The sequence below is a fragment of the Arthrobacter sp. MOO21 genome, assembly GCF_057369995.2.
In genome coordinates this window covers 1941032-1954989 of record NZ_CM170671.2, presented here as the reverse complement: position 1 = coordinate 1954989, position 13958 = coordinate 1941032, and the positions used below count along the sequence as shown (strand labels likewise).

The following is a 13958-nucleotide window of genomic DNA, read 5'->3' as shown; positions in this document are numbered from 1 at the left end:
AGATGCTCGCGTCCACTATGTAGTTCTCAAACAACAACCCCACACCACACACCCCACACACCAACCCCCCAAAAGGGAGCCAAACATGAGTGAAGCGTCGCGGCAGGGAAACCAGAAACAAAAGCCCCACACAACAACCCCCACCAGGAGAGCCGCCACATGGTCCTGTTGCCTCAGGACCCAACAGTGTGCCATAACCAACCACCAGGAAACCCGCCCCACCGTTCCAGAACCACAAATGATTCGTACTAGAGAAGAACAAGACACCCAGTGCCCGGCAAATTCGTTGATATTCCACCCATGAGCACCCGCCGCAGAACAGACGCCTGCGCAACGGGCTTGCTTCCTGACAACACCACACCACCAACATGCGTTCGCGATGGGTTGTTGTAGGTGCTCCTTAGAAAGGAGGTGATCCAGCCGCACCTTCCGGTACGGCTACCTTGTTACGACTTAGTCCCAATCGCCAGTCCCACCTTCGACAGCTCCCTCCCACAAGGGGTTAGGCCACCGGCTTCGGGTGTTACCAACTTTCGTGACTTGACGGGCGGTGTGTACAAGGCCCGGGAACGTATTCACCGCAGCGTTGCTGATCTGCGATTACTAGCGACTCCGACTTCATGGGGTCGAGTTGCAGACCCCAATCCGAACTGAGACCGGCTTTTTGGGATTAGCTCCACCTCACAGTATCGCAACCCTTTGTACCGGCCATTGTAGCATGCGTGAAGCCCAAGACATAAGGGGCATGATGATTTGACGTCGTCCCCACCTTCCTCCGAGTTGACCCCGGCAGTCTCCTATGAGTCCCCGGCCGAACCGCTGGCAACATAGAACGAGGGTTGCGCTCGTTGCGGGACTTAACCCAACATCTCACGACACGAGCTGACGACAACCATGCACCACCTGTAAACCGGCCCCAAAGGGGAAACCACATTTCTGCGGCGGTCCGGTCCATGTCAAGCCTTGGTAAGGTTCTTCGCGTTGCATCGAATTAATCCGCATGCTCCGCCGCTTGTGCGGGCCCCCGTCAATTCCTTTGAGTTTTAGCCTTGCGGCCGTACTCCCCAGGCGGGGCACTTAATGCGTTAGCTACGGCGCGGAAAACGTGGAATGTCCCCCACACCTAGTGCCCAACGTTTACGGCATGGACTACCAGGGTATCTAATCCTGTTCGCTCCCCATGCTTTCGCTCCTCAGCGTCAGTTAATGCCCAGAGACCTGCCTTCGCCATCGGTGTTCCTCCTGATATCTGCGCATTTCACCGCTACACCAGGAATTCCAGTCTCCCCTACATCACTCTAGTCTGCCCGTACCCACCGCAGATCCGGAGTTGAGCCCCGGACTTTCACGGCAGACGCGACAAACCGCCTACGAGCTCTTTACGCCCAATAATTCCGGATAACGCTTGCGCCCTACGTATTACCGCGGCTGCTGGCACGTAGTTAGCCGGCGCTTCTTCTGCAGGTACCGTCACTTACGCTTCTTCCCTACTGAAAGAGGTTTACAACCCGAAGGCCGTCATCCCTCACGCGGCGTCGCTGCATCAGGCTTGCGCCCATTGTGCAATATTCCCCACTGCTGCCTCCCGTAGGAGTCTGGGCCGTGTCTCAGTCCCAGTGTGGCCGGTCACCCTCTCAGGCCGGCTACCCGTCGTCGCCTTGGTAGGCCATTACCCCACCAACAAGCTGATAGGCCGCGAGTCCATCCAAAACCACAAAAGCTTTCCACCAACCACCATGCGATGGAAGGTCATATCCGGTATTAGACCCAGTTTCCCAGGCTTATCCCAGAGTCAAGGGCAGGTTACTCACGTGTTACTCACCCGTTCGCCACTAATCCACCCACAAGTGGGCATCATCGTTCGACTTGCATGTGTTAAGCACGCCGCCAGCGTTCATCCTGAGCCAGGATCAAACTCTCCGTTGAAGTAAAACAAAAACAGACACAACCAAGAACCACGGAAATAACGCGGAACCAGGCTGCACAAAATTTGAAACCAGCTAAAAAACCATGCCAACCACGGGGTGGCGGCACAGCAAATTCAACCAATTCATAAAAAATCGGTATCAACAAACATGGCACACTATTGAGTTCTCAAACAACAGACACACCCAGCACCACCCAAACCAAACATTCAGGATCGCTCCGGAGCAACTTTCCAAACTTACCCGACCCACCAGCACTTGGCAAATCCACGTTTCCGCGACCACCAACACCAGGATCAGCCCCACCCACACAACAGCACGCTCAAAAGCGAACCATTTTCCAGGCCGTTCAGAAGGGGGTTTGGCCGCTATTTTTCCGCTTCAGCGGCGGCGACTCAGAAAACAATACACGCCCCACAACCCCACCGCAAATCCACCTTTCGGGGCGGGAGGTGCCGCCCAAAACCCCGGAATCACAGGGTGTTTGGCGGCATATCCTCCCCGAAAACGCACCCGGTGTCCGGATACGTGCTGCTATGGAGTGGCTCACATCCGGCGGGACCCAGTCAGCACCCGCAGCGTCACTTCGAAGTCAGCCTCACGGGGTGTGAGCCTGTACCGATCCAGGACGCCGGGCCCGCAGGCCGCGGTCCCAACGCCGCGCATCTGATGATCCACATAGACGTAGCTTCGCCCGTCGGGGACCAGGTCGGAGCGGTGGGCAGCGGACTCCAGGACGGCAAGACTGTAGGGCCGCACCGTCAGGGCAAACGGCTTACCGGAAATCTCGAGAGTCCCGCCCCCTGTTTCGAGGACCGCGGAACGGACGCCGGAGCGTGCCCCGGACTCCTGGGGCCGGACGTAGTCAACATCCAGGTCAGCGAGGGGCAGTTCGAACCAGCCGGCACGCGTGCCCTGGCCCGTATCCGGATAACTCTGGTGCGGGCCTTGGCCGAACCAGCGCACCGTGGAGGTCGGCTGGCCCAACACGAACTCCAGGCCGATCCGCGCCCATTCCACCTCGAAGCCGGCATTGGCCCAGGTTCCCACGGGCCGGACCTGGGTGCGCAGCGTCAATGCACCCTGGCCGCTGGTCCAGACGTAATCCACCAGTACGCCGAACTGCTTGTCCGCCGCACCCATCCGCGTCCGCACCCGAAGGCACTCCCCGCCGTCGGGCGCCTGTTCTGCGCTGATGCCCAGCAGGCGGGTATGGAGCCGGTCAAGCCCGGCGTCCTTCCACTGGGCCGCAAGCGACCGGGGATCAGCGCCGCCCCACTCCCTGCCGAGGTCGTTGTCGGTGGGCGGCCACCACAGGACGAGGCCCAGCTTCTCAACGGGAATGCCGCCAATGGACACGGGCATTCCGGTGAACCGGCTGAAGACTGCTTGGCCCAGGCGGACTTCACTGCCCGCAGCCTCCACGAGGTCCAGGGCCGGGGCCGGCATGTCTGCCGCTCCATGGCGGACACCCTGCCCCCAGGCGACTTCGTGACCGGCGGCAGCCCAGGTGCTGTCAGCCGCCAGGACGGCACTGACGGTGAGGGCCGCGGACCCATCCCCGGGCAGCCCCTGTACGTAGCCGGCAACGCTTGCCGGGAGCACCACTGCCGCCTCCGACTGCGCTGCCAACGGCGGAACATCCACCGTTCCTTCAAGCCGCGTGCCGTCGTCGTCCGCCACCTTGTACTGGAAGCTGAAGGCTGAGGTGTCCGCAAAGTCCTGGCCGTTCCGCAGCCGGAAGCCCGTCCAGTCCGGCGCGACCTCGATGTGCAGCGGTTCAATGACCTTCTTGAAATCCAGCAGCCCGGGCCGGGGTTTGCGGTTGGCATCCACCAGGCCGTCCGTGACGAAATTCCCGTCGTGGACTTCCTCACCGAAGTCACCGCCGTAGGCGAACTGTTCGCCGCCGCCGGAAGCCGGGACGGTGATTCCGTGTTCCAGCCATTCCCACACAAAGCCGCCCATCAGGCGGGGATACTTTGTGAACAGGTCCTGGTATTCGCTCATCCCGCCGGGCCCGTTGCCCATGGCGTGAACATATTCGCACAGCACGAACGGCATGGCGCGGCGGCGGGCGTCCAGGGCCGCGTCCTCGAGGGCAGGCTCAATGCCCTGCCCGATCAGCTCTGTTTCGGCCTGGCTCGCGTACATGCGGGAGTAGACGTCAACATGGGCTGAGGTCCAGTCTCCCTCGTAGTGGATGGGGCGTGAGGGATCGCGGTCCTTGGCCCAGCGGGACATCGCGGCGAGGTTCCGGCCGGTGCCTGCCTCGTTGCCCAGGGACCACATGATCACCGAAGCGTGGTTCTTGTCCCGTTCCACCGTCCGGCGCATACGGTCCAGCAGGGCAGGTTCCCACTGCGGATCGTCACTCGGGTTCTGGGCCCATCCGGCGCTCTCGAAGCCGTGGGTTTCCAGGTCGCACTCCAGCACCACGTAGAACCCCAGCTGGTCCGCCAAGGCAAGGAATTCCGGGTGGGGCGGGTAGTGGGAAGTTCGGATGGCGTTGATGTTGTGCTGCTTCATCAGCCGCAGCTCCGCCTCCACCACGTCGCGGGGCGCCACCCGGCCCAGCCGGGGGTGGTGTTCGTGCCGGTTCACGCCACGCAGCAGGATGCGCCTGCCGTTGACCTTGAACTGGGCATCCTCGATGGTGATGCTGCGGAAGCCCACCTGCAAGGAAACGGTCTCGCCGGGCGTGCTGACGGTTGCCTCGTACAGCCGCGGATTTTCGGCAGACCAGGGTTCCACGGCGGCGAGCGTGGCTGCCTCGCTTGCGTGCAGTTCCAGGCCAAGTTCGGGAACACGTACGACGGCGTCAACGGGCTTCCCGCCGCGGGTCGCCTCGACGCGGAGGACGCCCTGGCCGGATTGATGGTGGTAGTCAGCGTGGACAAAGACGTCGTCGATGCCCTCCTCGGGGCGGGCCTGCAGGGTGACGTCCCGGAAGATGCCCGGCAGCCACCACATGTCCTGGTCTTCAACGTAGCTTGCGGCCGAGAACTGGGCCACCCGCAGGGCCAAGGTGTTGGTTCCCGGGACCAGGACGCCGGAAACGTCGAACTCGTGCGGCAGCCTGCTCCCCCGCGTGGTGCCCAGTTCCACGCCGTTCAGCCACACGGTGCCGGCAGAGTCGATGCCGTCGAACCGCAGGAGCGCGTGCGGGAAGTACTCCGGGCCGGCCTCGAAGGTCACCACGTGGTCGCCCACCGGATTGTGCTCCGGCACGTGCGGCGGCTCCACCGCGAAGGGGAACTGCACGTTGGTGTAGGCGGGCGCACCGTACCCATGCAGGGGCCAGCTTGAGGGGACGGGAAGGGATGTAAACCCGTCCAGGTCCCCGCCGCGCTGCCACCCGTCTCCCGGAGCAGTGCGGATACCGTCGCTCAACCGGAACTGCCACTCGCCGTTGAGCAGCAGCTTCGGAGCATCGGTGGCCAGGAAGGCCCGAGGGGGAAGACTCCCTCTGCCTGGCCCGGGGCACTCGAGCTCGCGGACTTCGTCAGCACCGAGCTCGAGGCTCCGTGATGGCCTGGTGCGGGCTGCTACTGCGTGCGAAACGGGGGTGCGAACTGGCATGGATCGTCCTTCGGGGCTGGTTTCGGGGACATGGACGTGAACGTTCACGTATCGGCCTCAAGCCTAACCTTTCCCGTGGTGTTTGAGTAGGGGATCAGGCGGATTGGCGGCGCACCAGGGTGTGCAGCAGCACGAGTCGCGCCTCTTCGCTGCCTGCCTCCAAAGAGCCGGACAGCAGTCCGTCCAAGAGGTCGACGGCGGCACGCCCCACCGCACGCAGGTCCAGGGAGAGGGTGGTCAGCTCGGGGGTCAGAAGTTCTCCGAGCGGGATCCCGTCCATGCCGATGACCGGGCAGTCGCCGGGAACGGCACGCCCCGCTTCCTGCAGCGCCTTCAAGGCTCCGGCCGCCATCAGGTCATTGAACGCCAGGAGCCCGTCAATCTCCTCCTGGGCGGCGAGGAGCGTGGCAACCACTGCCTTGGCGCCGGCGGCGGAGGTGCTGGCTTCGCACCGACGCAGCTGGACCCCCAGGCCTTCCGCCACCGCCGCAGCCGCAGCTCCGCGGCCGGCCGAGGGGCGACCCTGGTCCGAGTCCAGGTACGCGATATTCCGGCACCCCAGTGAAACGAGGTGGTTTAGGGCGAGCCGGGCGGCATGATGGTAGTCAAAGGAGATCGTACCTGCGGACCGTCCGGCAGGATGGTCAAGGCTGACGACGGGACGCCGGCCCATCATTTCCTGCGCCATCTCCGACTCCCTGCCGAGGTAGCCGATGAGGGCGTCCACTTGGGGTGCGAGCCGCTCAGCAGCGTCGAGCGCGCTGCCGGTTCCATGCCCGTAGTCGTCCACCACCACGTTCCAGCCACGGTTTGTGGCTGCTTCGACGACGCTGGAAGCGAAAGCGGGGAAATACGGGTTGGTGAGGTCGGGGATGGCGAGGCCTACGGAGATGCGGGCTCCCTGGACCAGGCCTTTCGCGAAGCGGCTGGGCGTGTATCCCAGCTCAGTTGCCAGTCTCCGCACACGTTCCCGCGTGTCCTGGCTGATGCCGGCCATGTCATTCATGGCCCGAGTCACGGTCTGCCGCGATACGCCTGCTGCGGCCGCAACGTCCAGGATGGTGGCACGTTTGCCCGTGGGGCCCTGGCGTCGGGAGGTCATAGAGCGTAAGTGTAGGCTCCGTTCCCGCAGTTGCTCTATTCGACCCATAGGGGCTCTTCGCGGTCCGTAGTGAATCGGCCCGCTGAAGGGCGGTGGCGCGTGCCCGGAAAGGGGCCGGTGTTTGGTAGTGGGTGTTCGCCGTTTTGGTGGGTGGTGTTTAAATGTGGGAGGCCCCAACCGTGTGGTTGGGGCCTCGACCATTGGTGTGTGTCCGGCGGTGTCCTACTCTCCCACACCCTCCCGGGTGCAGTACCATCGGCGCTGTGGGTCTTAGCTTCCGGGTTCGGAATGGGACCGGGCGTTTCCCCCACGCTATGACCGCCGTAACCCTTGTACCCGTCCCCCCCTTGGTTGCGGGGGGGTGGGAAGACTGTGGTTACAACATCCCTGCCCTTTTGGGGGCAGGTAGTGGTGTTATTCAATTGTGTGGTTCCTGGCTGTGCAACCCGGTGGTTGGGGGTTGTTGGTTGGGAACCACATAGTGGACGCAAGCAGAATGTGTTTCTGTGTGGTGTAAGTTGTTGGCCTATTAGTACCGGTCAGCTTCACGAGTCGTTAGTCCTCGCTTCCACATCCGGCCTATCAACCCAGTGGTCTGGCTGGGGGCCTCTCACACATAAATGTGTATGGAAATCTCATCTTGAAGCGAGCTTCCCGCTTAGATGCTTTCAGCGGTTATCCCATCCGAACGTAGCTAATCAGCGGTGCACTTGGCAGTACAACTGACACACCAGAGGTTCGTCCGTCCCGGTCCTCTCGTACTAAGGACAGCCCTTCTCAAATTTCCTGCGCGCGCAGCGGATAGGGACCGAACTGTCTCACGACGTTCTAAACCCAGCTCGCGTACCGCTTTAATGGGCGAACAGCCCAACCCTTGGGACCTACTCCAGCCCCAGGATGCGACGAGCCGACATCGAGGTGCCAAACCATGCCGTCGATATGGACTCTTGGGCAAGATCAGCCTGTTATCCCCGAGGTACCTTTTATCCGTTGAGCGACGGCCATTCCACAATGTACCGCCGGATCACTAGTCCCGACTTTCGTCCCTGCTCGAGATGTCTCTCTCACAGTCAAGCTCCCTTGTGCACTTACACTCGACACCTGATTGCCAACCAGGCTGAGGGAACCTTTGGGCGCCTCCGTTACTTTTTAGGAGGCAACCGCCCCAGTTAAACTACCCATCAGGCACTGTCCCTGACCCGGATTACGGGCCGAAGTTAGATGTCCAAAGTGACCAGAGTGGTATTTCAACGATGACTCCACCCGAACTGGCGTCCGGGCTTCAACGTCTCCCACCTATCCTACACAAGCCACTCCGAACACCAATACCAAACTATAGTAAAGGTCTCGGGGTCTTTCCGTCCTGCTGCGCGTAACGAGCATCTTTACTCGTACTGCAATTTCGCCGAGTTTATGGTTGAGACAGCGGGGAAGTCGTTACTCCATTCGTGCAGGTCGGAACTTACCCGACAAGGAATTTCGCTACCTTAGGATGGTTATAGTTACCACCGCCGTTTACTGGGGCTTAAATTCTCAGCTTCGCCGTGAGGCTAACCGGTCCTCTTAACCTTCCAGCACCGGGCAGGAGTCAGTCCGTATACATCGTCTTGCGACTTCGCACGGACCTGTGTTTTTAGTAAACAGTCGCTTCCCCCTGGTCTCTGCGGCCCCGATCCCCTCCCGGACGCGCAGTCCGTTCAAGGTTGGGGCCCCCCTTCTCCCGAAGTTACGGGGGCATTTTGCCGAGTTCCTTAACCATAATTCTCTCGATCGCCTTGGTATTCTCTACCTGATCACCTGTGTCGGTTTGGGGTACGGGCGGCTAAAACCTCGCGTCGATGCTTTTCTCGGCAGCATAGGATCACCAAATCCCCCCATACGGGGGTCCCATCAGATCTCAGGCATCATGAACAGCGGATTTGCCTACCGTTCGCCCTACATCCTTAGACCGGGACAACCATCGCCCGGCTCGGCTACCTTCCTGCGTCACACCTGTTAATACGCTTGCCTCCCGGGATCAGGTCCTGCGCTCCACCAAAACCCTTCACCCACAAGGGGTGTCGGGCAGGTTTCGGGCAGTTAGTATCCCCCGCTCAGCATGGGCGGTTTTTCGCCGGTACGGGAATATCAACCCGTTGTCCATCGACTACGCCTGTCGGCCTCGCCTTAGGTCCCGACTTACCCAGGGCAGATTAGCTTGACCCTGGAACCCTTGATCATTCGGCGGACGGGTTTCTCACCCGTCTTTCGCTACTCATGCCTGCATTCTCACTCGTGTAGGCTCCACCGCTGGTTTACACCGCGACTTCACCGCCCACACGACGCTCCCCTACCCATCCACACTCCTGAACCACAAAGGCTTAGAGATATGTGTGAATGCCACAACTTCGGCGGTGTACTTGAGCCCCGCTACATTGTCGGCGCGGAATCACTTGACCAGTGAGCTATTACGCACTCTTTTAAGGGTGGCTGCTTCTAAGCCAACCTCCTGGTTGTCTGGGCAACTCCACATCCTTTCCCACTTAGCACACGCTTAGGGGCCTTAGTTGGTGGTCTGGGCTGTTTCCCTCTCGACTATGAAGCTTATCCCCCACAGTCTCACTGCTGCGCTCTCACTTACCGGCATTCGGAGTTTGGCTGACGTCAGTAACCTTGTAGGGCCCATTAGCCATCCAGTAGCTCTACCTCCGATAAGAAACACGCAACGCTGCACCTAAATGCATTTCGGGGAGAACCAGCTATCACGAAGTTTGATTGGCCTTTCACCCCTACCCACAGCTCATCCCCTCCATTTTCAACTGAAGTGGGTTCGGTCCTCCACGACGTCTTACCGTCGCTTCAACCTGGCCATGGGTAGATCACTTCGCTTCGGGTCTAGATCACGCCACTCACACGCCCTATTCAGACTCGCTTTCGCTACGGCTGCCCCACACGGGTTAACCTCGCGACGTAACACTAACTCGCAGGCTCATTCTTCAAAAGGCACGCCGTCACAGCTACAAGGCTGCTCCGACGGATTGTAAGCACACGGTTTCAGGTACTGTTTCACTCCCCTCCCGGGGTACTTTTCACCTTTCCCTCACGGTACTGGTCCGCTATCGGTCATTAGGGAGTATTTAGGCTTATCAGGTGGTCCTGACAGATTCGCACGGGATTTCTCGGGCCCCGTACTACTTGGGATACTCTCACAGGCGGCACAAACGCATTACGGTTACGGGACTAACACCCTCTCTGGCCGGCCTTTCAAAACCGTTCACCTATGCGCGCACATCACACCCCACCAGCCCGGCAGAACTGGTATGGAAAGTCCCACAACCCCGACCATGCAACGCCCGCCGGCTATCACACATGGAACGGTTTAGCCTGATCCGCGTTCGCTCGCCACTACTAACGGAATCACTATTGTTTTCTCTTCCTGCGGGTACTGAGATGTTTCACTTCCCCGCGTTCCCCCCACGCACCCTATGTGTTCAGGTACGGGTCACCAAGTCACTCGCGCGCTTGGCGGGGTTTCCCCATTCGGACACCCTGGGATCACAGTCCGGTTATCGACTCCCCCAGGCTTATCGCAGATTCCTACGTCCTTCATCGGCTCCTAATGCCAAGGCATCCACCGTGTGCTCTTAAAAACTTGACCACAAAGATCAAAAACAAAAAACACTCGAGAGAACCACAAAAACTGTCCCGCGCACCCACAGGGCACACGAACCAGATCCAGGTTCATAATCTTGGAAATTGCTTCTTATACAAGATGCTCGCGTCCACTATGTAGTTCTCAAACAACAACCCCACACCACACACCCCACACACCAACCCCCCAAAAGGGAGCCAAACATGAGTGAAGCGTCGCGGCAGGGAAACCAGAAACAAAAGCCCCACACAACAACCCCCACCAGGAGAGCCGCCACATGGTCCTGTTGCCTCAGGACCCAACAGTGTGCCATAACCAACCACCAGGAAACCCGCCCCACCGTTCCAGAACCACAAATGATTCGTACTAGAGAAGAACAAGACACCCAGTGCCCGGCAAATTCGTTGATATTCCACCCATGAGCACCCGCCGCAGAACAGACGCCTGCGCAACGGGCTTGCTTCCTGACAACACCACACCACCAACATGCGTTCGCGATGGGTTGTTGTAGGTGCTCCTTAGAAAGGAGGTGATCCAGCCGCACCTTCCGGTACGGCTACCTTGTTACGACTTAGTCCCAATCGCCAGTCCCACCTTCGACAGCTCCCTCCCACAAGGGGTTAGGCCACCGGCTTCGGGTGTTACCAACTTTCGTGACTTGACGGGCGGTGTGTACAAGGCCCGGGAACGTATTCACCGCAGCGTTGCTGATCTGCGATTACTAGCGACTCCGACTTCATGGGGTCGAGTTGCAGACCCCAATCCGAACTGAGACCGGCTTTTTGGGATTAGCTCCACCTCACAGTATCGCAACCCTTTGTACCGGCCATTGTAGCATGCGTGAAGCCCAAGACATAAGGGGCATGATGATTTGACGTCGTCCCCACCTTCCTCCGAGTTGACCCCGGCAGTCTCCTATGAGTCCCCGGCCGAACCGCTGGCAACATAGAACGAGGGTTGCGCTCGTTGCGGGACTTAACCCAACATCTCACGACACGAGCTGACGACAACCATGCACCACCTGTAAACCGGCCCCAAAGGGGAAACCACATTTCTGCGGCGGTCCGGTCCATGTCAAGCCTTGGTAAGGTTCTTCGCGTTGCATCGAATTAATCCGCATGCTCCGCCGCTTGTGCGGGCCCCCGTCAATTCCTTTGAGTTTTAGCCTTGCGGCCGTACTCCCCAGGCGGGGCACTTAATGCGTTAGCTACGGCGCGGAAAACGTGGAATGTCCCCCACACCTAGTGCCCAACGTTTACGGCATGGACTACCAGGGTATCTAATCCTGTTCGCTCCCCATGCTTTCGCTCCTCAGCGTCAGTTAATGCCCAGAGACCTGCCTTCGCCATCGGTGTTCCTCCTGATATCTGCGCATTTCACCGCTACACCAGGAATTCCAGTCTCCCCTACATCACTCTAGTCTGCCCGTACCCACCGCAGATCCGGAGTTGAGCCCCGGACTTTCACGGCAGACGCGACAAACCGCCTACGAGCTCTTTACGCCCAATAATTCCGGATAACGCTTGCGCCCTACGTATTACCGCGGCTGCTGGCACGTAGTTAGCCGGCGCTTCTTCTGCAGGTACCGTCACTTTCGCTTCTTCCCTACTGAAAGAGGTTTACAACCCGAAGGCCGTCATCCCTCACGCGGCGTCGCTGCATCAGGCTTGCGCCCATTGTGCAATATTCCCCACTGCTGCCTCCCGTAGGAGTCTGGGCCGTGTCTCAGTCCCAGTGTGGCCGGTCACCCTCTCAGGCCGGCTACCCGTCGTCGCCTTGGTAGGCCATTACCCCACCAACAAGCTGATAGGCCGCGAGTCCATCCAAAACCACAAAAGCTTTCCACCAACCACCATGCGATGGAAGGTCATATCCGGTATTAGACCCAGTTTCCCAGGCTTATCCCAGAGTCAAGGGCAGGTTACTCACGTGTTACTCACCCGTTCGCCACTAATCCACCCACAAGTGGGCATCATCGTTCGACTTGCATGTGTTAAGCACGCCGCCAGCGTTCATCCTGAGCCAGGATCAAACTCTCCGTTGAAAACAAACAGACACAACCAAAACCAGTGGAAATAACACCAGAAAAGGCTGCACAAAATTTGAAACCAGCTAAAAAACCATGCCAACCACGGGGTGGCGGCACAGCAAATTCAACCAATTCATAAAAAATCGGTATCAACAAACATGGCACACTATTGAGTTCTCAAACAACAGACACACCCGGCACCACCCAAACCAAACATTCAGGATCGCTCCGGAGCAACTTTCCAAACTTACCCGACCCACCGTCCCGATGCAAATCCATCTTTCAGGATTCGTACCGGCAGGAGGACCGTCCCCGCCACTTTCCAGCGCCCTAAAGAGCAACCAGTTTTCGGCTTATTTTTTGGGGTTTTGGCCGCCCGGGTTACCAGCTCTTCGCTGTCTCCCTCGCGGCGACTTAGAAAACAATACACCCACTCGGGGGCGGCCGCAAATCCCCCTCCCAGGACCGCGAAACCCCCGGAATCCCGGGGCAGGGGCGGCCATCGGGGCACCTCCCCGGCCTCCCGCCGTCGAACTTCCCTCCCGTGTCCTGCACCACAGCCCGGAACCAACTCAAGCAGTCGGCTGACAAGCGGCGCGGCCGCGGCGTTAAACACAAAGAGCCGGCAACCGTATGGTTGCCGGCTCTTTCAAGCAGCTGGGATCAGCAGGGGCTGATTACCAGGAAGACTTGGTGATGCCCGGGAGTTCACCCTTGTGGGCCATGTCGCGGAAGCGGACACGGGAGATGCCGAACTTCTGGAAGGTACCGCGGGGACGGCCGTCGATGATGTCGCGGTTACGCAGACGGATCGGGGACGCGTTGCGGGGCAGCTTCTGCAGGCCCAGACGGGCTGCTTCGCGTGCTTCGTCGGTTGCGTTTTCGTCAACCAGGGTCTTCTTCAGTTCGAGGCGCTTGGCAGCGTAACGCTCAACGATGACCTTGCGCTGCTCGTTGCGAGCAATCTTGGACTTCTTAGCCATGTTTAGCGCTCCTCTCGGAATTCGACGTGCTGGCGGATCTTGGGGTCGTACTTCTTCAGGACCATGCGGTCCGGGTCGTTACGACGGTTCTTGCGGGTTACGTAGGTGTAACCCGTGCCCGCAGTCGACTTGAGCTTGATGATGGGACGTACGTCCTTGTCCTTAGCCACTAGAGCTTCACCCCACGAGCGAGAATGTCGGCGACGACAACGTCGATGCCGCGCACGTCGATGGTCTTGATGCCCTTTGCAGAAACCTGCAGCGTGACATTACGGCGCAGGGACGGAACCCAGTAGCGCTTCTTCTGAATGTTCGGATCGAACCGACGCTTGTTGCGGCGGTGCGAGTGCGAAATGCTGTGCCCAAAGCCCGGCTCGGCCCCGGTCACTTGGCAGTGTGCTGCCATGACTTCTCCTCAAGAATTGAAAGTAATGATCCGCATATCTGCTGCTGGACCATGCTGCCAAGTGCGACCCACAGAATGTACGGGCAACGGTTAGTTACGCAACTTGAGCCCCTAACTACCGGCCACCCTGGAGAAAAATACCGGGCAACCGGAGCAATTGCGCACGCTCCGCGCACTTAGCGCCTACCAAGTCTACGAGTTGACGCAATTAAAGACCAATCGGGACCGGTATGGGTGTATAAGCACTGCCGAAGATCACAGCAACAGACCGTCCCTCCTCACAGGAAAACGAAAGCTTCG

Annotated in this window: 5 protein-coding genes and 4 rRNA genes; all 9 read right to left on the bottom strand. The window is 59.6% G+C overall.

What is annotated here, in order from left to right; genetic code table 11:
* Positions 1–404 precede the first annotated feature (404 nt).
* A 16S ribosomal RNA gene (locus AC2JAJ_RS09045) occupies positions 405–1926 on the bottom strand.
* Between the two features lie 545 nt (positions 1927–2471).
* Positions 2472–5507, bottom strand: coding sequence for a glycoside hydrolase family 2 TIM barrel-domain containing protein (locus AC2JAJ_RS09040; protein WP_486416113.1), 3036 nt, complete (start codon positions 5505–5507; stop codon positions 2472–2474).
* A gap of 94 nt (positions 5508–5601) precedes the next feature.
* Positions 5602–6609 carry a LacI family DNA-binding transcriptional regulator gene (locus tag AC2JAJ_RS09035; protein WP_486416114.1) on the bottom strand — a complete coding sequence of 336 codons (1008 nt, stop codon included), beginning with the start codon at positions 6607–6609 and terminating at the stop codon, positions 5602–5604.
* A 209-nt stretch (positions 6610–6818) separates the two neighbouring features.
* Positions 6819–6935: ribosomal RNA gene (gene rrf / locus AC2JAJ_RS09030) — 5S ribosomal RNA — on the bottom strand.
* 182 nt (positions 6936–7117) lie between these two features.
* A 23S ribosomal RNA gene (locus tag AC2JAJ_RS09025) occupies positions 7118–10246 on the bottom strand.
* 516 nt (positions 10247–10762) lie between these two features.
* A 16S ribosomal RNA gene (locus tag AC2JAJ_RS09020) occupies positions 10763–12284 on the bottom strand.
* The 16S, 23S and 5S rRNA genes sit together here, the layout of an rRNA operon.
* Positions 12285–12946: 662 nt before the next feature.
* Positions 12947–13252 (bottom strand): 30S ribosomal protein S14, encoded by a 306-nt coding sequence (gene rpsN / locus AC2JAJ_RS09015; protein ID WP_009358853.1) that lies wholly within the window; start codon positions 13250–13252, stop codon positions 12947–12949.
* Positions 13253–13254: 2 nt separating this feature from the next.
* Entirely contained in the window at positions 13255–13422 is a 168-nt protein-coding gene (gene rpmG / locus AC2JAJ_RS09010) for a 50S ribosomal protein L33 (protein WP_013602737.1), read from the bottom strand.
* On the bottom strand, positions 13422–13658 hold the full coding sequence (gene rpmB / locus AC2JAJ_RS09005) for a 50S ribosomal protein L28 (protein ID WP_003798559.1): 237 nt from the start codon (positions 13656–13658) through the stop codon (positions 13422–13424). Before rpmB ends, rpmG begins: the two co-directional genes overlap by 1 nt.
* Positions 13659–13958 lie beyond the last annotated feature (300 nt).

Coding starts and splice junctions, on each gene's coding strand:
- AC2JAJ_RS09040 (WP_486416113.1), bottom strand. CDS start 5,507: ATGCCAGTTCGCACCCCCGTTTCGCACGCAGTAGCAGCCCGCACCAGG.
- AC2JAJ_RS09035 (WP_486416114.1), bottom strand. CDS start 6,609: ATGACCTCCCGACGCCAGGGCCCCACGGGCAAACGTGCCACCATCCTG.
- rpsN (WP_009358853.1), bottom strand. CDS start 13,252: ATGGCTAAGAAGTCCAAGATTGCTCGCAACGAGCAGCGCAAGGTCATC.
- rpmB (WP_003798559.1), bottom strand. CDS start 13,658: ATGGCAGCACACTGCCAAGTGACCGGGGCCGAGCCGGGCTTTGGGCAC.